A 24,225-nucleotide genomic window follows, 5' to 3' on the forward strand; every position below is an offset into this window, starting at 1 on the left:
ACACACAGAAATTGTGCTTTGTGAAATGAAACGCCCCGCAACTTGCGCTGCGGGGCTGTTCGGATATGCAAAAAAGCGTTCTTAGTTGGTCACTTCGGTCAAACCGCGGGCAACGGTCTGAGAGGTGACCTTGAGCAGGTCCAGGTAGGTCGGCACCGGGCCGTCCGCTTCGCTGAGGGAGTCGACGTAAAGTTCACCGCCATAGGCCACGCCGGTTTCGCGGGCCACCTGCTGTGCCGGGGCGGTGTTCACGGTGCTTTCGCAGAACACCACCTGAATGTCATTGGCGCGCACGCCGTCGATCACACCGCGCACCTGCTGCGGGGTGCCGACCTGATCGGCGTTCATCGGCCACAGGTACAGTTCTTTCATGCCAAAATCGCGCGCCAGATAGCTGAAGGCGCCCTCGCAAGTCACCAGCCAGCGCTTGTCCTCGGGGATCTCTGCGATGGCACGGCGCAGCGGCTCAATGGTGGCGCGCAGCTTTTCCTTGTATTCGCCTGCGTTCTTCACATAGACCGCGGCGTTTTCCGGGTCGTGCTCAGCAAAGGCTTCGACGATATTGTCGATATAGATCAGCGCGTTATCCAGACCCATCCAGGCATGCGGGTTGGGCTTGCCCTCGTAGGAGCCGGCCGCGATCGGGATCGGGTCGATGCCGTCAGTCAGGGTGACGGAGGGCACGTCGTTCAGGTTCGACAGGAACTGTTCGAACCACAGCTCCAGGTTCATGCCGTTCCACAGGATCAGATCGGCATCGGATGCGCGCACGATATCGCGCGGGGTCGGCTCATAACCGTGGATCTCCGCCCCCGGTTTGGTGACCGAGACGACCTCAGCGGCATCACCTGCCACATTGGCAGCCATGTCGGCCAGCACGGTGAAGGTGGTAACCACCTTCATCTTGTCCTCAGCCATGGCAGCGCTGGCAGCAACGGCCGCGACCGCGGCGGCGGAAACTGTCTTGAGCAGGTTCGAAAACATCCGATTCTCCGTTTTGAAGATGCCTTTGATGTATCGTTATTGCAAATCATTCGCAACTGTCAATGAAATTGAGAATGATTTGCAACAGCGGACTCAGCCTGATCCGAAACGCGTCCTCGCGCAAGCCGCGTTAGAATAGGGTTAACCCCGGTTAACGACGTCTAAATATTGCCCGGATCGCGACCGCCATTTCGCCCAAATCCACTCCCATTACTGAGTGTGCAGCCAGAACGGCGCAGGACTGAACCTGATCCCAAAACCGTCTGAGCGAGCACCTTTCCCATGATTTCACCTGGAAAACTCTCCAGCTGCTCCGCCGCAATCTGGCTGCTTGTCACCGGGTCCGCAGCGCTTGGCCGCCCGGTGCAGACCATTGAACTGCAATGCGGCGACGCCATGCGGCAGCCCCTGTGCGATGCATTGGCCGGAAGTCTGCGCCAGAGGTTTCCCGGAGCAGCGGTTTCAACGGCAGACGGTCAGAAAGCCGGGTCCGATCTGACCTTGCGATACGTCGGGCAGGCCCAGGCCGCGGACTGGATCTCCGGTTACCTGGCCTGGCAGCACAGCGACGGCCGGACCGGTCAGGGCCCGGTCCTGGAGCAGTCGGTCATGGACGGGCAGCTCACGGCCGACAGCCTTGCGGACTTTGCCGGCAAGCTGGTCAGGCACACGGAATTCCCCCTGTAATTCAGCGATTTAGGATGGAAAACGGATATGTGTGAATATTGCGGTCAAGCCAATCACAGAATTCCCGAAGTCACCGACAGCAGCGGCTCCGGCACCGGTGGCGGCGATGCCGGCGGCAAGCCAACGTACACGGTCGACCAGATCGCGCAGTATCTTTACCAGGGTTTCTGGGAGGACACCGGCCGGACCCAGCGTTCCTTTGACGTGGAAACCGGGGGGCAGCTGACCGTCAACCTCAGCGGGCTGAATGCAAACGGCAAGGCAACCGCCCGCAAGGCGCTGGAAAGCTGGACCGCGCTGACCGGGATCGACTTTGCCGAAACCACCGGCAGCGCCCAGATCACCTTTGATGACAACAGATCCGGTGCCTATGCCACATCCACTGTCAGCAATGGAACCATCCTCAGCTCGCACATCAACGTTGACGACGGCTGGTCGGCTTACGGCAACTATTACCTGCAGACCTTTATCCACGAAATCGGCCACGCCCTGGGCCTGGGCCACACCGGCAATTACAACGGCAGCGCCAGCTATGGCTCGGATGCGCATTTCGCCAATGACAGCTGGCAAATGTCGATCATGTCCTACTTCAGCCAGGCTGAAAACACCGCTGTCGATGCCTCCTTTGCCTATCTTGCGACGGCACAGCTGGCCGACATCGCTGCGGTGCACCATCTGTATGGCGCGCCTGTAAACGTGGAAACCGGCAACACCACCTATGGCGACGGTCAGACCACCGGGCGTTTCGGCATGGACCTTAACGGCGGCTGGGCGGTGGCGATTGTCGACAGCGGCGGCACCGATGTCATTGACCTGGGCTCGCGCAGCTACAATCAGACGCTGAACCTGAACGCGGGCACCTTCTCCAGCATCAATGGCAAGACCGGCAACTTTTCCATTGCCAGCGGCACCCTGATCGAAAATGCCGTGACCGGCTCGGGCATTGACCACATCACCGGCAACGCAGCGGACAATGTGCTGGAAAGCGGTGCCGGCAACGACCGGATCGAGGCGGGCGCCGGCGACGACACGGTGATCGGCGGAACGGGTGCAGATTACTTGACGGGCGGAACGGGTGCCGACCGGTTTGTCTACCGGTCGCTAGGTGAATCCGGCGATTCAATCGCCGACTTCAACCTGGCCGCCGGAGACCGGGTCGACGTTTCCGCCCTGCTGCAGGAGATCGGTTATGCGGGCAGCGATCCCACGGGCGACGGCGTTGTATCACTTCAGGCAGGCAGCGGCGGCTCCTGGCTGAAAATTTCCCACAATGGCAGCAGCACGCTGCTGGTGTTCCTGGCTGGTGTCGATGCGAACGCCGATCCGGCAGAAATCATCAACACTTCCGCGACCCCGGAGCCCGGCCCGGAGCCTGAGCCCACGCCAGATCCGGACCCGACCCCGGATCCGGACCCCACACCGGAAACCATTGATAACACCTACATCTTCACCAACAGCTTCGTGCCGCAGTGGACCAGCCTTCTGGGCACCGTCACCGACACCAATGGCGGTATCGACACGCTGGATCTCAGCACCGTGACACTGGCTGCCACGATCAACCTGGAAAGCGGTGTGTCCGGGAAAATCGGCTCTAAGACCCTAACGATCAGCGAAGGCTCAGTGATCGAGAACATCCTTTTGGGCAGCGGCAGCGACAAAGGCTACGGCAACAGCGCCGCCAACCTGATCGAAGGGCGGGAAGGCCACGACCGGCTGTACGGACTGGACGGCAATGACACGTTGTCCGGCGGCAGCGGCAACGACATCCTGGAGGGCGGCTTGGGCGGCGACAGCCTGGACGGCGGCGACGGCAACGACAAAATCTATGGCGGCGACGGCAACGACACCCTCCAGGGCGGCGACGGCAGAAACCAGCTCTTCGGGGACGGTGGCGATGACTCCGTTCTGGCAGGCGCAGGTAACGATAAAATCTACGGCGGCGAGGGCGATGACACCCTTGCTGCCGGCGACGGCAACAACAAGACCGATGGCGGCCTGGGCGATGACTCGATCACCGCCGGCAGCGGCAAGGACCGGATCAAGGGCGGCGAAGGAAACGACACGCTTTCCGCCGGCGACGGCGACAATAAGGCTGACGGCGGCCTGGGCGATGACTCGATCACCGGCGGCAGCGGCAAGGACCAGTTCAAGGGCGGCGACGGAAACGACACCCTTGCTGCCGGCGACGGCGACAACAAGACCGACGGCGGCCTCGGCGATGACTCGATCACCGGCGGCAGCGGCAGGGACCGGATCAAGGGCGGCGACGGAAACGATACGATAGCCGCCGGCGACGGCAACAACAGAGTCACAGGCGATGCTGGCCACGACGCGATCACCGGCGGGATTGCCGATGACCAGATCAAGGGCGGCGAGGGCAATGACACGATCGCAGCCGGGGGCGGTGACAACAAGCTGTCCGGTGATGACGGAAATGATGTGATCAGCAGCGGCAGCGGCAAGGATCAGGTGAAGGGCGGCGATGGGGATGACACCCTGTCTGCCGGAGACGGCGAAAACAAAGTGAGCGGCGGCGGCGGTAATGACGTGATCACCAGCGGCAGCGGCAGGGATAAGGTCAATGGCGGCGACGGCAATGACACGATCCAGACTGGCGCGGGTGCTGACAAGGTCAACGGCGCCGACGGGGACGACAGTCTGGACGCGGGCAGCGGTGACGATCTGATCAATGCGGGCAAAGGCGACGACACGGTTGACGGCGGTGCCGGCACGGACAAGGTCAAGGGCGGCGAGGGCAATGACGATATCCGCGGCGGCAGCGGCAGCGACTCGCTTGATGGTGGCTCCGGCAGCGACAGGCTGGAAGGCGGCGCAGGCGCGGATCTCCTGAAGGGCGGGGCAGATGCCGACGTGTTTGTCTTTGCCTCCGCTGACGACGCCGGCGACACCCTGCGCGACTTCAAGATCAGCCAAGGCGATGCGCTCGATATCGACGGGCTGCTTCTTGAACTGAACACGACGCTTGAAGATGCCTTGTCCAGCGGCAGCCTCAGCCTGAACGGGACCAAGGATGTCTGGCTTCAATACGATGCGGACGGTGAGGGCGGCAACGACCCGCTGCAGATCGCCTGGCTGAAAGGCGTCAAGTCAACCGACCAGCTGACCGAAGACTGGTTCGTCTGACCCGTAAAAACCGCCACAGGCCCGGCTCCTTACTGGACCGGGCCTTTCCCTGTTCACGCGGCACCGTCCGGGCTTGGGCCTAGCCCCGCTGCGGCGCGAAACGGGACACGTCCTGCGCCCCGTCAGCGGTGATCGACATCAGCGACAGCGTGTGGTCCATGTTCTTCATCCGGTGCCGCAGCATCAGCCGGGTCAGCCGGTTGAGATCGGCGGCATACTCCGGCTGCCCGGCCACGTTCTCCAGCTCCCCCTGCCCTTCCGCATCAAACAGCATCGGCGGCAGGTCGGCGGCGAATTCCACCAGGGTAAAGCGCCCGTCCCGCAGGATGCCCAGACTGCTGTCGCTAGGCGAGGTGCCCAGCGCCTGCTGCCACAGCGTCGGCTCCAGTGGTTCGGAAAAATCCAGTTCCGAGAAGGAGTATTGCCGCCAGTCCCGCGGCTGCTCCCCGCGCAAAAGCGGCAGCAGCGACCGCCCGTCCATCGAGTTCGGGACCTCCTGCCCGACCCACTCCAGAATGGTCGGCGTCACGTCGATGGACTCGGTGGTCTGAGTGAGGCAGGCGCCGGCATTGTCCTCATTGCCAGGCATCCGGATGATCAGCGGCGTGTGATAGGCGGCGTCATAGACCGACATCTTGCCCCAGGCGTGCCGGTCGCCCAGCATCTCGCCGTGGTCGGCGGTGATGACGACCATGGTATTTTCATACTGGCCCGTGTCCTTGAGGAATTTGATCACGCGCCCGACATGGTGATCCACCTCGGTAGCCAGCCCCAGGTAAACCGCGCGCAGGGTGCGGATGTTGTCGTCCGTCGGCTCCAGATCCGGGAACCCCTCGACAAAGCCGGCCGCTGTACTGCTGCGCAACGCCGGATCAAAGAACGGATGCAGCGCGCCTTCCTGCTCCGGCGTGTCCAGCCGCGTTGGCAGCGGCAGCGAGGCCGGGTCGTACATGGTGTTGTAAGGGGCCGGCGCCACCAGAGGCGGATGCGGGCGGATATAGGTCAGATGGGCAAACCAGCTTTGCTTGTGGTACGCGGCCATCTTGCCCAGGAAAGAATCCGTTAGAAACGCGGTATCGCTGTCCTCTGCCGCGTAAAGCGCCGGATCGTTCAGCCGGGGCGCGCCGCCATCGGGCGAACGGGGCTTATAAACGTCCCAGTAATTCTCGAATTCATAGCCCCGGTTCATCAGATGCGATTGCCACGGGAAGGACGTCTCCAACCGCATCTCGGTCATCTCATGGAAACCGTTCATCGGGAATTCATAGGTGCGCAGCGCCGGATCGTTGGCGTCAAAGGCGCGCGGGTCCTGCGAGGTATCGGTATAGCCGAACAGCATCGGCAAATAGCCCGCCTTGCGCATCTCGGTGGCAATGTTCGGCGTGTCGTGGCGCAGCGGCGTGCCATTGCGCACGGAACGGTGGTTCATCGCATACTGTCCGGTCAGGATCGACGCCCGCGACGGCCCGCAAGGGTTGGTGACGGAGAAATGCCGCTTGAACGACACCGCCTCCTGCATAAAGGCGCGGATGCTGGGCAGCTCCACATGCTCTGCCATGGCGCCGAAAACGCAGTCCGCACGCAGCTGGTCGATGATGATGAACAGGACGTTGCGGGTTGCGGGGCGGTTCTCGCGGCGTGTGGCAGGCATCCGGGGTCCTCGCGCGGCTCGGGTCAGGTTTCGGCTGTCAAACTGTGATGATCCGCCCGTGGATTTCAAGCTTAGACTGCCCCGTCCGGCGGGACAGCTTGCCAAAAATTGTCAGGCGGCAATTCCCGTAAAATTCTACCTATCCGTCCGCCAAACCCCGGGCGAACAGCCTGCCGAACTGCGGCTGGGGGTCCGTGATCCCGGCCAGCCGCAGCATGTGCCAGGCCAGCGCCTGGTTGCTGGAGACCACCGGCACACCGGTCGCCTCCTCAATCTCCGGAATCACCCGCAGGCAGCGCAGGTTGGTGCAGGAGATCACGATCGCATCGCAGTCCGCGGCGCTGGCCACCTGTTTGGCCGCCGCCGCAATAGCCGCCTCGGTGATGCGTGCCACCACCCGGTCGTCCATTTCCTCAAACGAGCCGAAGCCGGCGATTTCGAACCCCGCCGCCTCCAGCTTCTGCCGCATCTGCGCCGAGACTTCAGGCAGGTAAGGCGTGACGAACCCCAGCCTTGCGGCCCCCAGCGCCCTGCCCGCGGCGATGATCGCCGCCAGCGGGTCGGTGACCTTGGCCCTAGGCAGGACCGTCTGCACCGCCTCGGCCACCTTGGCCGAGCCGATCACCGTCGACGCCGACGTGCAGCCATAGCCGATCACGTCAAAATCCAGCGAGGACGGCAGCAGCCGGGCCGAGGCCGGCAGGTCCGCCTGCATCCGCGCCAGCGTCTCCGGGCGGATCTCCGGCACCATCGGGATGCGGCTGTGATAAAGCGCCACCCCCTCCTGCGCCATCATCCTGGCGAACTCCGGCTCCAGCGTCTCGTCGGTTTCCAGCACGATCACGCCCAGGGTGGCGCGGGTGCCGATGCCTGCGTCGGTATCATAGGAGAGTTTCATGGCCCAAAGCCTCCTTCAGATCACCGGCAGTTCGGGGGCGGCGCGGGTTGTCAGCAGCTCAGCGCCGTCTGCCCGCACCACGATGTTTTCCTCATGCACCATGATACGGCCTTCGCCGTAGCTCAGCGAGGGTTCCAGCGTCAGCACCATGTTCTCCGCGATCACCGTCCCGTCAAAGGCGGCGTGCGAGGGCCATTCGGTCAGCTGCATCCCCAGCCCGTGGCCCAGCCGCCCCACGTCGCCGCCCTGATCGTCCATTTCGGCAATCACGGACTGCATCGCCTGGAACAGCTCGCGGCAGGTCGCGCCCGGGCGCGCGGCGGCGATCCCCGCCTCGGTCGCCCGCCACAGCACGTCATAAGCACGGCGGGACAGGTCATCGGCCCGGCCAATGGCAAAGTTGCGGTCGAAATCGCAGAAGTAGCCATCCCAGGTGGCACCGGTGTCCAGCATCATGATGTCACCCGCCTGCAAGGGCCGGCCCGTGGGCGGCGAGATCACGTCGCTGTAGCCGCCCTGATCGGCCCCGCCCACCAGGTAAGGCACGTCATCCGCGCCCTGCGCCAGCGCCTCGCGCCGGAAGGCCCGGAACAGATCCTCAAACGGCTGGCCTTCATGAGCGATTTCAGGAACCCGCGCAAATGTGCGGGAGCCGATGGCGCAGATGTGCGCCAGCTTCTCAATCTCGGCGGCGGATTTCACCATCCGCAGTCTGCGCACCAGCGGGGTGGCATCCGCCACCTTCAGCCCCGGCAGCCCCGCCATCAGCCGCTCGTAGTCGCGCAGCGGCATCCTAAGCGAGGTCTCATGCCCTTTCATCAGGCCGATGGAACCGCCACGGGAGGCAATGGGCGACAGCAGTTCCGTCAGCAGGCTGATGCCGTCATCCTCGGGCGCCGGGGCGCTCCAGGTGCGGATGTCCTCGATCCAGGTGCGGCGCATCAGGTCGGCGCCGATCTCCGGGATGATCGCAACCGGCTTGCCCGCGGACGGCACAAACAGGAACCAGGGGCGCGTCGGGCTTTGCCAGAACAGCGTGTGAAAACCGCTGAAATAGCGCACATCCGGCTCGGTCAGCAGAAGAAGCCCATCAAGCCCCTGCTGTGCCATCAGCGCCTGCGCCTTTTCAGTGCGGGCTGCAAATTCCGCTTCCGGGAACCCGCGGGCGGGCGCGTCAGACATGGTCTTTCCCTTCCATGATCGCGGCATAAATCGCCGGATCGGTGACCCCTTCGGAACCGATCAGCAGCACGCGGGAGTTCGCGTCCAGGCCCAGCGTCGCTTTCATGTCCGGCGACTTGCAGGCGGCGATCAGGGCGGACAGCCCCGCCACCGCGCTTTCGCCTGCCTCCACCACCGGATCGCCGGTTTCGCCATTGGCCAGCAGCCGCACCGCGGGGGCAACGATGCTGTCAGGAATGGTCACAAAGTCCGCGGCTTCCTCGGTCAGGATCTCCCATGCCATTTCCGACGGCTCACCGCAGGAGAGGCCCGCCATGATGGTTTCTTCCTGGATGGCGAAATTCGTCGCCTTGCCCGCCTTGGCGCTGTCGAACAGGCAGGCCGCCAGTTCCGGCTCGACAATCACCACCCGCGGAGACGCTGCCCCGTAAAACTGCCGCAGCGCCGCTGCGACCGAGGCCGCCAGCCCGCCGACGCCGCCCTGCAGGAACACATGGGTGGGGGGCTGCTCCAGCGCCTCGCAGGCCTCGCGGGTCATCACGCTGTAGCCGGCCATCACATCGCGCGGCGGCTCGGTGTAGCCTTCCCAGGAGGTGTCGGAGACCACGAACCAGCCGTTTTCCTCCGCCTCCTTCTTGGCCAGCAGCACCGAGTCGTCATAGTCGCCGTCGATCCGGATCACCTCGGCGCCCAGCTCGCGCATCGCCACGGCGCGGCCCTCGCTGACCTCGGCATGGATATAGATCCGGCAGGGCGCGCCAAAGCGCTGGCAGCCCCAGGCCAGCGAGCGGCCATGGTTGCCGTCGGTGGCCGAGACCAGGGTGATCCCGGCGCAAGCCTCCTTGTGGGCGCCCTTGCGGATTTCCTCCAGACTGACGTCCTGGCCCAGCTGCTTGCTCAGCTCCCGCTGCAGCACCCGCATCGCCGCATAGGACCCGCCCAGCGCCTTGAAGCTGCCGAGGCCGAACCGCGGGCCTTCGTGCTTGTAGTCGATCCGGCCCACGCCGATCTGCGACGCCAGCCCGGCCAAGGAGACCAGCGGCGTTTCCTCATACCCCTCCCAAGCGGCGATCTCCGCTTGCGCGTTGGCAAAGTCCTGTTCCGACAGAACGCTATAGGCCGCCTCGCCGGATTTCGGGTTCCCTGCCGTGTGGCGCAGGGCAACAGCAAATTGTTCAAGCATCGTCAGTCCTTTCCCGCTGGCAGCCGGTCACGCACCAGCTGCACCCAGACCTCCGCTCCGATGGGCAGCAGAGCGTCGTTGAAATCATAGTCCGCCGCGTGCAGCGGCTGGCCGTGCGGCCCCTCTTCGCCATTGCCCAGCAGCAGAAAGCAGCCGGGCACGGCGTTGGCGAAATGGGCGAAATCCTCGGAGAAGCTCATCGGCGGGCGGTTGCGGATCACCTCGCAGCCCGCGGCTTCGCCTGCGCGATAGACCGCTTCAACCGGGCCTTCCGCGTTGATGGTCTCGACAAACTCGGTGTTGAAACGCACTTCCGCCTCCACCCCGTGGGTGGCGGCCACACCGGCAGCGATCTGGCGCATGAAGCGTTCCACCGCGGCACGGTCCTCCGGCACCCGGGCGCGCACATCGCCCTTCAGCACCGCATGGCCCGGCAGCACGTTGCGCTGGCCGTCTGTCAGGAACTCGGTCACCGAAACCACCGCCCCCGCCCCCGGCGCCAGCTTGCGCGAGACGATGGTCTGCAGCGCCAGGACCATTTCGGCCCCGACGGTGATGGCATCCACCCCCGCCTGCGGCATCGAGGCATGGCCGCCCTGCCCCTTGATCACAATCTCGAACAGGCTCTCGCTGCTGCAGATCTGCCCCGGCCGGGTCGAGACCTGCCCCACCGGCGCGCCCGGCAGATTGTGGATGGCATAGACTTCCTCGATCGGGAACCGTTCCAGCACGCCCTCGGCGATCATCGCCTGCGCGCCCAGTCCGTGTTCCTCGTTGGGCTGAAACAGAAACACCACGGTGCCGTCAAACCCCCGCTCTTGCGCCAGCCTTTCGGCGGCGCCCAAGAGCATCGTCATGTGGCCGTCATGGCCGCAGGCGTGCATCACCCCCGGTGTTTCGGACACGTATCCATGCGTGGAGGTTTCGCTGATGGGCAGCGCGTCCATATCGGCCCGCAGCCCGATGGCCCGGTTGCCGGTGCCGGCCCGCAGCAGCCCCACCACGCCTGCGCCCTCATGCACCTCCAGTCCCAGCCCGCGCAGATGCGCCGCGACCTTGGCCTTGGTGCGGTCTTCCTTGAAGCCGAGCTCCGGGTGCCGGTGAAAGTTCCGGCGCAGAGCGGTCAGGCGGCCCTGAAAGCTGGTCATGTGCGCTCTCCAAGCTGTTTGAGGCGACTTTAGGCCGCCGCTTGCGACTTGGTGCGTATTAATCCTGCGCTCAGATGACGAAATTCATTCTTGTTGCAGCGATCCGGGCTGATTTTCGTACCCGGCAGGGTGAGGCCGCTGCGGGATCCGCCGCCAGGCCAGCCCGCTAGATTTCCTCGCCTTTTTCCAGCAGCTCCTCGATCAGCTGCCGGTGGATTCCCGGGCTGTCGCCGCCGCGGAACTGCAACGCCCCGCCGGTGTAGAGCGTCCCGTAGGTGCGGGCGATATTCACCGTCTGCCCCAGGCCCGAGATCAGCTGATCCTTCTGCAGCGCTGACAGCGGGTGGATGAACACCGCCCAAAGCTGGCCGCGCGCCACCGCATAGCGCGCATCCAGCGCGCTGTCGAAATTGGCCTGCATCATCCGCATCAGCTCTTCCGCGGTCAGACCCTCTGCAGGGCGCAGCGGCACCATGGCCCGCATCCGGTCCGCTGCCGGGTCGGTGACCACCAGCACCGGCACCCCGGCGATGGTCAGCTGGAAGCCCGGCCCCACCGGCTGCGCCGCGCTGTCCAGGGCAAAAAGGATGCGGCCCAGCCGTTCATAGGTCATCGGCGGCTCCGGCTCTGGTGCTGCTTCCTGCGCCAGCCCGGGCACAGCCAATACGCAAGCAATCACAAATGTCCGCAGCCAGGCCATGACGGCACCCCCCCTTTTGACGCGCCCTTTCAGGCTACTGCGGTGCCGCGCGCGGCTCCATGCACAGTTGGGTGAGCCGTCAGCAAAACAACGCCCCGGAAATTCGGGACGATCTGCAAGATCACCGGGACGGACGGAGATTAAACGTCCAGCGCTGCGGACTTAGCTTCAGATCACCGGGCCGCACACCCTGCCCCGGCACCCCTGAACCCGCCCTGAAACCCAATGAGGACCAACATGAAAACGCTTCTGACAACCGCCCTGATTTCACTGACTGCCGCACTGGCCGCGCCCGCCTATGCCGCGGACGAGGTCAACGTCTCCAACGGCATCTCCGCCGGCGGCGCACCGCTGGGCGCGCATGGCGTCGACCTAGTGGCGCTGCTGGACAGCCGCAACCCGGTGGAGGGCATGGCCACCTACTCCGCCACCGTGGACGGCGCTTCGTATTATTTTGTCTCGGAAGAGAACAAGACCGCGTTTGAGGCCAACCCGGCGAAATACCTGCCGCAGCATGGCGGCTTCTGCTCTTACGGCGTGTCAGTCGGCAAGAAGTTCGACGGCGACCCGGACCAGTACCTGGTGCATGATGGCAAGCTGTTCCTGTTCCTGAACGCCGCCACCCGCGCTGCCTTCCTGGAGGACGTGGCCGGTTCTGCCAAGACCGCGGACAGCCAGTGGGGCCAGATCAAGCACGTGGCCGTCGGCGCGCTCTGATCCCGCGCTGGCCGTGTCCCGCCGGGCGGGCCTTCCTGCCTGCCCTTGCGCCCGCAGCTAATGCCCCGGCTGCGGGCGTCTGCGCGTCAGCCGACGGTTTCCATGCGGCTTTCGATCACGCCCAAAGCCTTGGCCAGCGCCTCTTCGATGCTCAGCTCGCTGGTGTCGATCAACACCGCATCATCAGCCGGTTTCAGCGGCGCCTCGGCACGGTTCATGTCGCGGTCGTCGCGGGCCTTCACGTCGGCCAGCACTTCGGCAAGGGTGATCACCTTGCCTGCTGCCGTCAGCTCCAGGAACCGCCGCCGGGCGCGCACCTCGGCGCTGGCGGTGACAAACAGCTTCACCTGCGCATAGGGGCAGATCACCGTCCCGATATCGCGCCCGTCCAGCACCGCACCGCCCGCCCGGCGGGCAAAAGCGCGCTGGAAGTCGACCAGTGCCGCACGGACCTCGGCAATAACTGCCACCTTGGACGCCGCCTGCGCCACCTCCGGCCCGCGCAGATCCTCGCGCGCCAGATCCTCCGGAGTGAGGGTCCGGGCCGCCGTGACCGGCGTCACGCCCTCCATCATCTTGGCCCCGACGGCCCGGTACAGGAGACCGGTGTCAAGATGGCCAAAGCCGTAATGGGCAGCAACCGCCTTGGAGAGGGTGCCCTTGCCGGCCGCGGCCGGCCCGTCGACCGCTATGGTGAAGCTCTTGCTCATGTGCGCTCCAGCTTGGCCCCCAGGTTGCCCATGAGGGTCTCGAAGATCGGGAAGGAGGTGGCGATCGGGCTGCCGTCGTTAACCGAGACAGCGTTCTGCGCGCCCATGCCCATCACCATGAAGGACATGGCGATACGGTGGTCCAAGAAGCTCTCGCAGGTGCCGCCGCCCGGCACGCCATCAATGCCCAGCCCGGTGACCTCCCACCAGTCCTCGCCTTCCTCGACAGTCACACCATTGGCGCGCAGGCCCTTGGCCATCGCGTCGATCCGGTCGCTTTCCTTAACCCGCAGCTCCTTGACACCCGCCATCATGGTCTTGCCTTCGGCAAAGGCCGCCACCACCGACAGCACCGGGTATTCGTCGATCATCGAGGCGGCGCGCTCCGGCGGCACTTCGATGCCCTTCATATTGGGCGAGTACTTGGCGCGCAGATCGGCAACCGGCTCGCCGCCCTCCTCGCGCATGTTCTCGAAGGTCAGGTCGGCGCCCATGTCCTGCAGGGTGTAGTAGAGGCCCGCGCGGGTCGGGTTGAGGCCGATGTTCGGCACCAGCACGTCAGAACCAGGGGTGATCAGCGCCGCACAGACCGGGAAGGCGGCGGAGGACGGGTCGCGCGGCACCGCGATCACCTGCGGTTTCAGCTCGGGCCGGCCGGTCAGGGTGATGACGCGGCCCTCTCCGGTCTCCTCAGTGGTGATCTCGGCGCCAAAGCCCGCCAGCATCCGCTCGGTATGGTCGCGGGTGGCTTCCTTCTCAATTACCACGGTCTTGCCGGGCGCGTTGAGGCCAGCAAACAGCACCGCCGATTTCACCTGCGCCGACGGCACCGGCACCTCATAGCGCACCGGCACCGGATCAGCGGCGCCGACGATAGTCATCGGCAGCCGCCCGCCGGAACGTCCCACGGATTGGGTGCCGAACAGCGCCAGAGGATCCGTCACCCGCGCCATTGGGCGCTTGTTCAGCGAGGCATCGCCGGTGAAGGTCGCGGTGATCGGCGAAGTTGCCATCACCCCCATGATCAGCCGCACCCCGGTGCCGGAGTTGCCGCAGTCGATCACATTGCCCGGCTCAGCAAAGCCGCCGACGCCAACGCCGAACACCGACCAGTTGCCGCCGCCGTGGTTCACCACCTCGGCGCCAAAGGCCTGCATCGCCTTGGCGGTGTCCAGCACATCCTCGCCTTCCAGCAGGCCGGAGATCTTGGTTTCCCCCACCGACAGCGCGCCCAGGATCAGCGACCGGTGCGAAATCGACTTGTCGCCGGGCACTTCAGCCACGCCGGTCAGCGGGCCAGAGCGGTGCGAGGTCATCGGGATGGGCGTGCCGTGTCCGGACATGTGGCTTCCTTCGTCTGTCGGTCGTTCGTCTGTTCGTTTGCGCTATCGGTAACGGATTGGATCTGGCCGGTCCAGCGCTATTGGCCTCAGCCCAAGCGGCGGAAGGTAAGGTAATGCGGCGTGCGGCCTTCGCGCAGGGCTTTCTGCTCATACCGGGTGGAGATCCAGTCATCCCAGGACCGGCGCCAGTCTTCGGGGCCTTCTGCCAGCCATTCGAAACCGGCCTTCGGCACCTCCTCCAGGGTCTGGCGCACATAGTCGGGAATATCAGTCGCAACACGGAAAATCGCACCGGGCTTCAGGCAGCGGGCCAGCGGCTCCAGATGCTCCTGCGTCACAAAGCGGCGGCGGTGGTGGCGCTTCTTCGGCCAGGGGTCCGGGTACAGCAGGAAGGCGCGCGAGATAGAGGCGGCGGGCAGCACATCCATCAGGTCGCGGGCATCGCCCGGGTGGATGGCGATATTGTCCGCTCCTGCGTTGCGGATCTTGCCCAGCAGCATCGCCACACCGTTGATGAAGGGTTCGGCGCCGATGATGCCCGTGTCCGGATTGCTGACAGCCTGATGCACCAGATGCTCGCCGCCGCCAAAGCCGACCTCCAGCCAGACATCCTTGCCGCCAAACAGCGCGTCCAGGTCCAGCGGCGTGCGCTCCGGGTTTTCCTCCCAGCCGACGGCGCCGGGGCTGAGCTTGGCCAGATCCTCGTCGAGATAACGCTTTTGGCTGTCCTTCAGCGTCTTGCCCTTGAAGCGGCCATAGAAATTGCGCCAGGGGGCGCCGCTGGCGTGTTTTTCAGCCGCGTTGGAGGCGGCAGGCTGGGCATCCTTGGACTGGTCGTCGCGTGGCTTCTGGTCGCCGGACATGCGTCGGGGCTCCTGTTCGAGGCGGTATTTGAAAGGCTGGCCGCTCCTCTGCCGCAAGCAGGCCCCGGGGTCAAGCCGGTGCCGGCCCGGCTAGGGGCGCTGTTGCGGCAGAACGTCCCGCAGAACCCCGGCTGCGGTCAGGCGCAAGCGGCTGGGATACCATTCCCCGTCGGGATCGGTGCGCAGCGTTTCGATGGCAAAGCCGGGATCGACCCCGCGCGCCACCATATAGCTGAGATGGTCATAAATCTCGCGCTGGGTGTCCTCATAGATCCAGGAGCCGAACTCAAACGGTGTCGACCATCGCTGCGTCCGCCGCTCGCTGCGGTAGTATTTGTGCACGGCCTGTGCCGGCCAGTTCCGCTGATGGAAACCGATGCGCGACCCAAACGTCATACGGCGGCGGTTACCCGCCAGGAAAACATCCACGCAAGCGCTGATGCACTCCCCGTCGATTAATGTGTCGAGCCCGTATTCCAGCACCAGCGCGGCAATTTCCTCGCCGGCATAGACACTGCCGCCAATGCTGTTGAGCTGCAATTCGGTGATCTCCGGGGACTGGAGCAGAATCCCCTGCAGCTTCTCAACGTCCTCATCGGTGATCTCGGCCGGTTCGCCTCTCACATCTGTCCCGGTGTCATAAACAAGCGTTCGGCCCAGAAGACTGAATTTTTGCGGCAACCCGTCCTTTGCGGCCGCAGCTAGCGGCAGCGCCAAGCAAAGAATAGAAGCCGTCAAACGCAGCATCGCGACTCCGGAAGGTGAGGATTTTCACCCGGTCAGTATGGCGCAGCCCGGCGTTTTGCTCCAGCCTCAACGGGTCAGCGCTTCTGCCCCAATGCGCCAGACGCGGCGCCGGACCTTAGGGAAGAAGCGCATTCCGTAGATGTTTGAACGCGGGCGGCCGCACTCCACGACAAAAAAAGAGCGGACCCTGCGGCCCGCTCCCCTGTCGTTAATCCTCTGGTCTCAGACCGCTTTCTTAAGCGCCTCGGCCAGGTCGGTGCGCTCCCAGCTGAAGCCGCCGTCGGCCTCCGGCTCGCGGCCGAAGTGGCCATAAGCCGCGGTGCGCTGGTAGATCGGCTTGTTCAGCCCCAGGTGCGATCGGATGCCGCGCGGGGTCAGGTCCATCACCTGATCAATCGCTTTTTCGATGGCAGCGGGCTCGACTTCGCCGGTGCCGTGGGTGTCGGCATAGATCGACAGCGGCTTGGACACGCCGATGGCGTAGGACAGCTGGATGGTGCATTTATCAGCCATGCCCGCAGCCACCACGTTTTTGGCCAGGTAGCGCGCGGCATAGGCAGCCGAGCGGTCCACCTTGGTCGGATCCTTGCCGGAGAAGGCGCCGCCGCCGTGCGGGGCTGCGCCGCCGTAGGTGTCGACGATGATCTTGCGGCCGGTGAGGCCCGCGTCGCCGTCCGGGCCGCCGATCACGAACTTGCCGGTCGGGTTCACGTGCCAGACGGTTGCCTCCGTCAGCCAGCCCTCGGGCAGGGTTTCGCGGATGTAGGGCTCGACAATGGCGCGGATGTCATTCGAGGTCAGCGATTCATCGAGGTGCTGGGTCGACAGCACCAGCGAGCTGACACCCACCGGCTTGCCGCCTTCATAGACCACCGACAGCTGCGATTTCGCGTCCGGGCCCAGGGCCGGCTCGGTGCCGTTCTTGCGGACCTCGGCCAGGCGGCGCAGGATCGCGTGGGAGAACTGGATCGGCGCCGGCATCAGCGCGTCGGTTTCATTGGTGGCAAACCCGAACATGATGCCCTGGTCGCCAGCGCCCTCGTCCTTGTCGGCAGCGGCATCAACGCCCTGCGCGATATGGGCCGACTGCTCGTGCAGCAGGTTGGTCACTTCCACGGTCTCATGGTGGAACTTGTCCTGCTCGTAGCCGATGTCCTTGATGCAGGCACGGGCGATCTCGTCGATCTTGCCCATGTAGTCATGCAGCTTGTCCTGATCGGACAGGCCGACTTCGCCCCCGATGACAACACGGTTCGTGGTGGCGAAAGTCTCAGCTGCCACACGTGCTTCGGGCTCCTCCGCCAGAAAAGCGTCCAGCACCGCATCGGAAATGCGGTCGCAGACCTTGTCCGGGTGGCCTTCGGAAACCGATTCCGAAGTGAAGGTGTAGTTCATACGGGTCATGAAAAAGTGCTCCATTGAGGTTCAGCCCGCCACGCCAGGAAGCCGTTGTGGCAGGTATCGGGCCGCATTACGCGGCAAGACCGCGCGGGTCAATCTATATTCGGATAGAGTTAAACAGCTATGACCGCAGCGCAAGGGGCCGGTGGCGGAAGAACACCGCAAACGCACCAAAAAGACACAGCAGCAGGACAGGCCAGTCGCCGGTGCGGCTGTAGAGCGTTGGCGCCAGCGGTGCAGGCAGGGCCGCGTCCATATACCCGGCCTCCCCCAGCGGCAGGCTGTCCAGCATCGCCCCATCCGGCGCGATCATGGCAGAGACGCCGGTATTGGCGGCGCGGATCATCGGCAGACCCTGCTCCAGCGCCCGCATCCGGGCCTGCACCAGGTGCTGATAGGGGCCTGACCGGGTGCCGAACCAGGCGTCATTGGTGATCTGCACCAGCATCTGCGGCCGGGTTTCGGCGGCGTTCACATCCTGAGGAAAAACAGCCTCGTAGCAGATCAGCGGCAAGGCGCTGCCGATGGGCAGATCCATCACCTGCGCGCCAGGACCGGCGGCATAGCCCGCGCCCGCCTGGGAGGCAAACCCGTGGATACCAAAGCGCGCCATGAAGTCGCCGAACGGCACGTATTCCCCGAACGGCACCAGATGCGCCTTGTCATAGGTGGCGGCAGCCATACCGTCGGCGTCCAGCAGCACCGCGGAGTTGTAGTAGGCGCCCGCCTCCTCCCGCTGGATACCCAGCAGGACCGGCACGCCGCCCGCGCTGTCCGCGATAATCCGGAGCGTGTCTTCAGCGTAGTTCAGCAGCTGCGGCACCGCGGTCTCCGGCCAGACAATCAGGTCGGGCCGCGGCTCCCCCGCGGACAAGGCAACGGACCTGCGGACAAATTCCCAGCGGTGGTCCGGGTGCCATTTCAGGTTCTGCGGCGCGTTGGGCTGAACGATTTGCACCGTCTTGCCCGTTTGCGCGCCCTGTAGCGGAGCGGGCACGGCGAGAACGGCAGCCGCGGATATGGCGAGCGGTGCGGCAGCGGCAAGCGGGTTTTGGCGGATCAGGGCCAGCGGTAGAAACGCCGCAAGGGTAAGCAGCCCCAGCCCCTGCGGCCCGATCCAGGGCAGCAGGTTCGCGGCAGGCGTATCGATCCAGAACTGCCCGAACCCCGCCCAGGGAAACCCGGTCAGCAGGTAGGCGCGGGCAAACTCCGCCAGCGTCCACATGGCCGCCAGCACCGGCACCCGCCAGGCACCGCGGCTGAACCGGGCGGTCAGGCCAAAGGCCGCCCCCCAGAACAGGGCAAGGCCTGCGGCCAGGAACACCAGCGCAAACGGCGCCATCCAGGCGTGGCGCTCCGGGTCGATTTGGAAGGGTTCGATGATCCACGACAGGCCAAAGGCGAAATACCCCAGCCCGAACAGCCAGCCCGCCAGCGCCGCCGTGCGGGCCGAGGCAGCTTGCAGGATCAGCCAGCCCGCAGCAGCCAGCGCGACGGGAAGCCCAATCAGGACATGCCAGGGCGCAAGCGCCAGAGACAGCAGCGCACCGCCGCCAAAGGCCAGCGCGGCCGGCGCAAGCCTGAGCTGCCGGGCAGCCCGGCGCAGCCCGAGTGAAATCATGCGGCGGCGTCCGGCAGCCTGACGCGCAGCCGTTTGATGCGGCGCGGGTCGGCGTCGATCACCTCGAACTCAGCCCCTTCGGGATGCTCAATCACCTCGCCGCGGGCAGGCACCCTGCCCGACAGCATGAAGACCAGACCGCCCAGGGTGTCGATTTCTTCTTCATCCACCGCATCGTGGCTGGTCAGCGACTGGCCGATCTCGGTCTCGAATTCCGGCAGGGGCGTGCGTGCCAGAGCGATGTAGCTGCCCGGCTTTTCCTGGTACCAGGTCTGCAGCTCGTCGGCGTCGTGTTCATCCTCGATCTCGCCGACAACCTGTTCGATCAGATCCTCGATGGTCACCAGCCCGTCAACACCGCCGTATTCGTCGATCACCAGCGCCATGTGGCGGCGTTCGGCCTGCATCTTGGTCAATAGCACCCCGATCGGCATCGACGGCGGCACGAAGAGCAGCGGACGCAGCATCCGCTGCAGGTCGAAGTCCGAGCTGCCGCCATTGAAACCGTGGGTGAGCGAAAAATCCTTGAGGTGGACAAAACCCAGGGGCGTGTCCAGCGTGCCCTCGTACACGGGGATCCGGGTAAAGCCGCTTTGGCGGAAGATGCCGACCAGGTCGTCCTTGTCTATGGTTACCGGCACTGCGGCAATCTCGGCAGAGGGGATGGCAACATCTTCCACCCGCAGCCGGCGCAGATTGATCATGCCGTGCGGAACTACACCCGCCGCAGGCTGATCGCTGCCGGGTTCCTCTTCGGCTTGCGCTTCAGTGCTGAACACGCTGAAAAGCCGTGCCCAGAAACCTGTTTTTTCGGTGGCAGGCGCTTCTGCCGCCGTGCCGTTCACGTTCTGCAGCGCGCCCTGCGCCGCGTTAGAACTGCCTTCTATGTCGCCCATCGGTCCTATCCAAAAACCCCGCTCAGGGGGCATCCTCAGTCATATATGGGTTCGCGATACCCATTTTGCCAAGTATCAGAACCTCAATCCCTTCCATTAATGCGGCATCGCGGTCACGGATGTGATCGTAGCCCAGAAGATGCAACATTCCGTGAACGGTCAAATGGCGGGTGTGATCTGCCAGCGGTTTGCCCGCCTCCTGCGCCTCGCGGACGCAGGTTTCATAGGAAATAGCGATGTCGCCGAGCGGGATCTCCCCGGTGAAATCCGCCTCCGGAAGCTGCGGCGCGCCGCCATCCTGTTCCGCTGCCAGATCCTCTGCAGGCCAGCTTAGCACGTTGGTGGGCTTGGTTTTTTCGCGAAACTCGGCGTTCAGCTCCGTAATGCGGGCATCGTCGCAGCCCAGCAGGGAAATCTCGCAGTCTTCCGGATCCAGCCCGAAATGGTCCAGCACCGCAGTGACGGCCTCGGCGGCCAGCGGCTCAAGCCCGGCGTCCTGCCAGCGGCTGTCTTCGATGGAGATGTCGAGTGTCATGAATCAGGTCCGGAAGCGGGGGCCGGCCCCCGCGCCCCCGGGATATTTAAGGCAAGAGGAAAACGGGATCAGGCCGGCATGGCATCTGCGTCATAGGCCTCGATGATGGCCGCCACAAGGGGGTGGCGCACCACGTCGCGGGCGGTGAAGTAGTTGAAACTGATCTTGGGGATCGTTTTCAGCAGCCGTTCGGCATCGGCAAGGCCAGATTGCACACCACGCGGCAGGTCAACCTGGCTGCGGTCGCCGGTGATCACCATGCGCGAGCCCTCGCCCAGGCGGGTGAGGAACATTTTCATCTGCATGGTGGTGGCATTCTGCGCCTCGTCCAGCACCACAAAGGCGTTGGAGAGGGTGCGGCCACGCATGAAGGCCAGGGGCGCGATCTCGATGCGCTTTTCCTCAATCAGCTTGGCGAGCTGCTTGCCCGGCAGGAAATCGTTGAGCGCGTCATACAACGGCTGCATGTAGGGGTCGACCTTGTCCTTCATGTCGCCGGGCAAATAGCCAAGCTTCTCGCCGGCTTCCACCGCCGGGCGGGACAGGATGATGCGGTCGACATGGCCGGTGATGAACATGGACACGCCGACAGCTACCGCAAGATAAGTCTTGCCGGTGCCGGCCGGGCCGATGCCGAAGGCCAGCTCATTCTCGAACAGCGAATGCACATAGGCCTTCTGTGCCTCGGTGCGCGGTTCCACCAGTTTCTTGCGGGTCTTGATCTCCACCCGGCCGCCGCGGAACATCTGCAGCTGGCCGTCGGGTTCGGCCTCGTCCGCCTCCTGGCCCATACGCAATTCGCGGTCGATATCGCCGCTTTCGACGCTGCGGCCGGTTTCCAGCCGGTCGTAGAGCGCCGTCAGCACGCCAGCCGCCTGCTCGCGCGCCGAATCCTCGCCCATTACAGACAGCTGATTGCCGCGGCGGACGATCTGCACGCCCAGTTTCTGTTCGATGTCAGCCAGGTTGCGGTCGTATTCGCCGCACAGGTCGATCAGCAAGCGGTTGTCGGGAAATTCCAGAAGCACTTCATGGGTTGCGGTCTGGTCTTGCGCGTCATTCAGGGCACCGATGGCCAAGCTGATCTCCTCAATCCGGGGTTGCCCTTTCAGTTTGCCGCCCCTGCTCCGTTTGCGCAAGCATGAGCAGCGGAAATTCACTCAATTGAAACAAAACAGCCGCCCGGAGGGGCGGCTGCAGTCTGAAAAACAGGCTGGATTTACAGCGGGTCCGCGAAGGTCGAACCGTCCTTGAACGGGCCGGTCGCCAGCGTCGGCGGCAGGTCGCTGTTGCAAACCGGCTTGCCATCAGGCGTGCGGCGCAGATCCGCGTAGCCCTCAAGACCATCGTCGATGATCCAATGCTCGCAGCCATTCGGGTCAACCCAGATGCCTGCAGTCAGGTTGGACAGGTCCAGCGATTTGCCGTCCCCGATATGCTGGTCGGTGGTTTTGTTGACCGCCGGCGTGCAGGCCGAAACGGCGGCGGCTGCGGCCAGAACGGCGGCGGCGTGCAGATTGCGTTTCATAGGATCCCCCTCAGCGCAGGCAGTAGATTTCGACACGGCGGTTTTGCGCCATATTCGCGGCACTGGTGTTGGGCACCCTTGGATCGCGTTCGCCATAGGCGCGGACACCGGCGATGCGCGCGCCGACCGAGCGGGCAACCTTGGCCACCGCATTTGCGCGGCGTTCGGACAGGCGTATGTTGTATTCATCCGACGCCCGGCTATCGGTGTGGCCTGCGACGATGAAAGAGCGCGCGCCGTTGCCCTGCGCTTTCTGGAAGAATTCGCGCAGGCGCTGCTTGCCAGCTGCGTTGATCACATGCCTGTCGGTGGCGAAAAACTGGTCGGTCGGCATCACCCCGCAGATATTGCCCCGCCGGCAGACCGGCTTGCCGTCGGGTTTGACATGCGGAGTCATGAAGCCCTCGGCCCCGTCATCCATCACCCAATGCTCGCAGCCGTCCGGATCGACCCAAATGGTCGGCACGTACCGTTCGCCCTTAATTGTCCGCTGCTGGGATTGCGCGCTGGCAGGCGCGGCGGCGATGCTGAGCGCGGCCGTGGCAGCGGCAGCCAGCGCAATCACCTTGTTCAATTTGAATTTCGACACAACCAGATTTCCTTCACCTAAGTTCCCCAGGGTGAGAGCCGCACAGGGGCCCACCGCTCAGGCCTGAAGGCAAATCTAGCTGAAATTGATGCAGTATACCTGTTAAATTCCTCCTTTTCCGGCGCGCATTGGACGCCAGTTCCGGACACTCCGCGTGCCGGGAACCCATTGTCTCTGAATAGGATGCAATCGGAGAATGCCCGGCCATTGCCGGGCGCCGGAAGCGAGCTGCGTCCAGACCGCTGCCCAGGAGATTCGCTTGGCGGCCGCGGCTTTAGCCGATCAGCTCGCCTGCCAGCGAGTTTGCCCCCGAAGAGACAATGCGGACGCGCGCCAGATCCCCGGCGTTACGGCTGCAATCGGCCACGTGCACGGCATGGAGATAGTCGGATTTGCCGACCATCTGGCCCGGCAGGCGCCCGGCTCTTTCAAACAGCACGCCAACCTCGCGGCCGACCATGCTGTCCTGCACCTCGCGCTGCTGCCTGGTCAGCAGGGCCTGCAGCCGCTGCAGCCGCTCGTCGGCCGCGGCGGGGTCAACCTGAGCACGCTCGGCTGCCGGAGTGCCGGGGCGGGTGGAGTATTTGAAGGAATAGGCGGTGCCGTATTTCACCTCTTCCACCAGGTCCATGGTGGCCTGGAAATCCTCCTCGGTCTCTTCCGGGAAGCCGACGATGAAATCTCCGGAAATCAGGATGTCCGGACGCGCGGCGCGGATGCGCTCGATCAGGCGGATATAGCTTTCCGCCGTATGCGAGCGGTTCATCCGCTTTAGGATCTTGTCGGAGCCCGCCTGCACCGGCAGGTGCAGATAGGGCATCAGCTTGGCACAGGTGCCATGCGCTTCGATCAGGTCGTCCTGCATGTCGTTGGGGTGCGAGGTGGTGAAGCGGATGCGCTCCAGCCCGTCGATCTTGTCCAGCTCCCAGATCAGCTGCGCCAGGGTCATGTCGCCATTGGGGCCGGCCCCGTGGTAGGCGTTCACGTTCTGGCCCAACAGGGTGATTTCACGCACGCCGCGCTCAACCAGGTCCTGCGCCTCGCGCAGGATGCGGTCTGCCGGACGAGACACCTCTGCACCGCGGGTATAGGGAACCACGCAGAAAGCGCAGAACTTGTCGCAGCCCTCCTGAACGGTCAGAAACGCGGTCGGGCCGCGTTTGGCCTTGGGGCGGTTTTTCAGTTTTTCGAATTTGTCTTCTTCGGGGAAGTCGGTATCGAGCACCTTCTCCCCTTCGCGCGCCTTGGCTTCCATCTCCGGCAGGCGGTGATAGCTTTGCGGGCCAACCACCAGATCGACCAGCGGCTGGCGGCGCATGATCTCTTCACCCTCGGCCTGGGCCACGCAGCCCGCCACGCCGATCTTGAGATCCGGCTTTTCGGCCTTCAGCCCCTTGAAGCGGCCCAGTTCGGAGTAGACCTTCTCCGCTGCCTTCTCCCGGATGTGGCAGGTATTCAGCAGGATCATGTCGGCGTCATCGGCCGATTTGGTCTCCACATAGCCCTCGCCGCCCAGCGCTTCGGCCATGCGTTCGCTGTCATAGACATTCATCTGACAGCCATAGGTCTTGATAAACAGCTTTTTCGGGGCGCTCATGAGTCTCAGCCTTTTAGCCTGATCCGGGGTCAGCGGCCTGCATTACAGGCAAATGCCGCCGCTTGCAATGACGCGGGAATTACCCGATTTTGACCGCAAAG

The 24,225-nt window shown here is 64.4% G+C and carries 22 protein-coding genes and 1 riboswitch; of the genes, 3 read left to right on the forward strand and 19 right to left on the reverse strand.

From position 1 onward, the window contains the following. Positions 1 to 81: 81 nt before the first annotated feature. The gene (locus ACXAED_RS05475) at positions 82 to 984 is read right to left on the reverse strand and encodes a metal ABC transporter substrate-binding protein (RefSeq protein WP_475047499.1); all 903 of its coding nucleotides are present in this window, start codon (positions 982 to 984) and stop codon (positions 82 to 84) included. 282 nt (positions 985 to 1,266) lie between these two features. Here ACXAED_RS05475 and ACXAED_RS05480 point away from each other — a divergent pair, with 282 nt between their 5' ends. Both ACXAED_RS05480 and ACXAED_RS05485 read left to right on the forward strand, forming a co-directional pair. Next, positions 1,267 to 1,671 carry a hypothetical protein gene (locus ACXAED_RS05480; protein WP_475047500.1) on the forward strand — a complete coding sequence of 135 codons (405 nt, stop codon included), beginning with the start codon at positions 1,267 to 1,269 and terminating at the stop codon, positions 1,669 to 1,671. A 27-nt stretch (positions 1,672 to 1,698) separates the two neighbouring features. Continuing rightward, positions 1,699 to 4,815: a M10 family metallopeptidase gene (locus ACXAED_RS05485; protein ID WP_475047501.1), complete on the forward strand. Its 3,117-nt coding sequence runs from the start codon at positions 1,699 to 1,701 to the stop codon at positions 4,813 to 4,815. A 79-nt stretch (positions 4,816 to 4,894) separates the two neighbouring features. Here ACXAED_RS05485 and ACXAED_RS05490 read toward each other — a convergent pair whose 3' ends face one another. From ACXAED_RS05490 to ACXAED_RS05515, 6 genes are all read right to left on the reverse strand, one after another. Beyond that, on the reverse strand, positions 4,895 to 6,466 hold the full coding sequence (locus ACXAED_RS05490; protein ID WP_475047502.1) for an alkaline phosphatase family protein: 1,572 nt from the start codon (positions 6,464 to 6,466) through the stop codon (positions 4,895 to 4,897). Positions 6,467 to 6,605: 139 nt separating this feature from the next. Then, the gene (locus ACXAED_RS05495) at positions 6,606 to 7,364 is read right to left on the reverse strand and encodes a maleate cis-trans isomerase family protein (RefSeq protein WP_475047504.1); all 759 of its coding nucleotides are present in this window, start codon (positions 7,362 to 7,364) and stop codon (positions 6,606 to 6,608) included. A 15-nt stretch (positions 7,365 to 7,379) separates the two neighbouring features. Beyond that, positions 7,380 to 8,546, reverse strand: a complete 1,167-nt coding sequence (locus ACXAED_RS05500) for a M24 family metallopeptidase (protein ID WP_475047506.1) — start codon at positions 8,544 to 8,546, stop codon at positions 7,380 to 7,382. After that, positions 8,539 to 9,729, reverse strand: a complete 1,191-nt coding sequence (locus ACXAED_RS05505) for a diaminopropionate ammonia-lyase (RefSeq protein WP_475047507.1) — start codon at positions 9,727 to 9,729, stop codon at positions 8,539 to 8,541. Before ACXAED_RS05505 ends, ACXAED_RS05500 begins: the two co-directional genes overlap by 8 nt. A gap of 2 nt (positions 9,730 to 9,731) precedes the next feature. Next, the gene (locus tag ACXAED_RS05510) at positions 9,732 to 10,877 is read right to left on the reverse strand and encodes an amidohydrolase (protein ID WP_475047510.1); all 1,146 of its coding nucleotides are present in this window, start codon (positions 10,875 to 10,877) and stop codon (positions 9,732 to 9,734) included. 166 nt (positions 10,878 to 11,043) lie between these two features. Next, positions 11,044 to 11,577: a hypothetical protein gene (locus ACXAED_RS05515; RefSeq protein WP_475047513.1), complete on the reverse strand. Its 534-nt coding sequence runs from the start codon at positions 11,575 to 11,577 to the stop codon at positions 11,044 to 11,046. Positions 11,578 to 11,814: 237 nt separating this feature from the next. Here ACXAED_RS05515 and ACXAED_RS05520 point away from each other — a divergent pair, with 237 nt between their 5' ends. Next, entirely contained in the window at positions 11,815 to 12,294 is a 480-nt protein-coding gene (locus ACXAED_RS05520) for a YHS domain-containing (seleno)protein (protein WP_475047516.1), read from the forward strand. A gap of 86 nt (positions 12,295 to 12,380) precedes the next feature. Here the strand turns inward: ACXAED_RS05520 and ACXAED_RS05525 are convergent, their stop codons facing one another. From ACXAED_RS05525 to miaB, 12 genes are all read right to left on the reverse strand, one after another. Then, positions 12,381 to 13,004, reverse strand: a complete 624-nt coding sequence (locus tag ACXAED_RS05525; protein WP_475047519.1) for a (d)CMP kinase — start codon at positions 13,002 to 13,004, stop codon at positions 12,381 to 12,383. Further along, entirely contained in the window at positions 13,001 to 14,347 is a 1,347-nt protein-coding gene (aroA, locus tag ACXAED_RS05530) for a 3-phosphoshikimate 1-carboxyvinyltransferase (RefSeq protein WP_475047520.1), read from the reverse strand. The genes ACXAED_RS05525 and aroA overlap by 4 nt, the downstream gene beginning before the upstream one ends. Before the next feature lie 86 nt (positions 14,348 to 14,433). Further along, positions 14,434 to 15,210, reverse strand: coding sequence for a tRNA (guanine(46)-N(7))-methyltransferase TrmB (gene trmB, locus ACXAED_RS05535; protein WP_475047522.1), 777 nt, complete (start codon positions 15,208 to 15,210; stop codon positions 14,434 to 14,436). A gap of 90 nt (positions 15,211 to 15,300) precedes the next feature. After that, positions 15,301 to 15,834 carry a COG3904 family protein gene (locus tag ACXAED_RS05540; RefSeq protein WP_475047525.1) on the reverse strand — a complete coding sequence of 178 codons (534 nt, stop codon included), beginning with the start codon at positions 15,832 to 15,834 and terminating at the stop codon, positions 15,301 to 15,303. Between the two features lie 345 nt (positions 15,835 to 16,179). Beyond that, positions 16,180 to 17,361 carry a methionine adenosyltransferase gene (gene metK / locus ACXAED_RS05545; protein ID WP_475047527.1) on the reverse strand — a complete coding sequence of 394 codons (1,182 nt, stop codon included), beginning with the start codon at positions 17,359 to 17,361 and terminating at the stop codon, positions 16,180 to 16,182. Between the two features lie 7 nt (positions 17,362 to 17,368). Further along, positions 17,369 to 17,418, reverse strand: a riboswitch (SAM-SAH riboswitch). A gap of 61 nt (positions 17,419 to 17,479) precedes the next feature. Then, positions 17,480 to 18,979: an apolipoprotein N-acyltransferase gene (gene lnt, locus ACXAED_RS05550; protein WP_475047528.1), complete on the reverse strand. Its 1,500-nt coding sequence runs from the start codon at positions 18,977 to 18,979 to the stop codon at positions 17,480 to 17,482. Continuing rightward, on the reverse strand, positions 18,976 to 19,875 hold the full coding sequence (locus ACXAED_RS05555) for a hemolysin family protein (protein WP_475047531.1): 900 nt from the start codon (positions 19,873 to 19,875) through the stop codon (positions 18,976 to 18,978). The genes lnt and ACXAED_RS05555 overlap by 4 nt, the downstream gene beginning before the upstream one ends. Before the next feature lie 22 nt (positions 19,876 to 19,897). Continuing rightward, positions 19,898 to 20,410, reverse strand: coding sequence for an rRNA maturation RNase YbeY (ybeY, locus tag ACXAED_RS05560; protein ID WP_475047534.1), 513 nt, complete (start codon positions 20,408 to 20,410; stop codon positions 19,898 to 19,900). Positions 20,411 to 20,478: 68 nt separating this feature from the next. Then, positions 20,479 to 21,489, reverse strand: a complete 1,011-nt coding sequence (locus ACXAED_RS05565; protein ID WP_475047535.1) for a PhoH family protein — start codon at positions 21,487 to 21,489, stop codon at positions 20,479 to 20,481. A 140-nt stretch (positions 21,490 to 21,629) separates the two neighbouring features. Next, positions 21,630 to 21,938, reverse strand: coding sequence for a hypothetical protein (locus tag ACXAED_RS05570; protein ID WP_475047537.1), 309 nt, complete (start codon positions 21,936 to 21,938; stop codon positions 21,630 to 21,632). A 10-nt stretch (positions 21,939 to 21,948) separates the two neighbouring features. Then, positions 21,949 to 22,527, reverse strand: coding sequence for an OmpA family protein (locus tag ACXAED_RS05575; protein WP_475047540.1), 579 nt, complete (start codon positions 22,525 to 22,527; stop codon positions 21,949 to 21,951). A gap of 274 nt (positions 22,528 to 22,801) precedes the next feature. Then, on the reverse strand, positions 22,802 to 24,124 hold the full coding sequence (gene miaB / locus ACXAED_RS05580; RefSeq protein ID WP_475047543.1) for a tRNA (N6-isopentenyl adenosine(37)-C2)-methylthiotransferase MiaB: 1,323 nt from the start codon (positions 24,122 to 24,124) through the stop codon (positions 22,802 to 22,804). Positions 24,125 to 24,225: the final 101 nt, after the last annotated feature.

The sequence above is a fragment of the Leisingera sp. ABM4_103 genome (assembly GCF_056158685.1).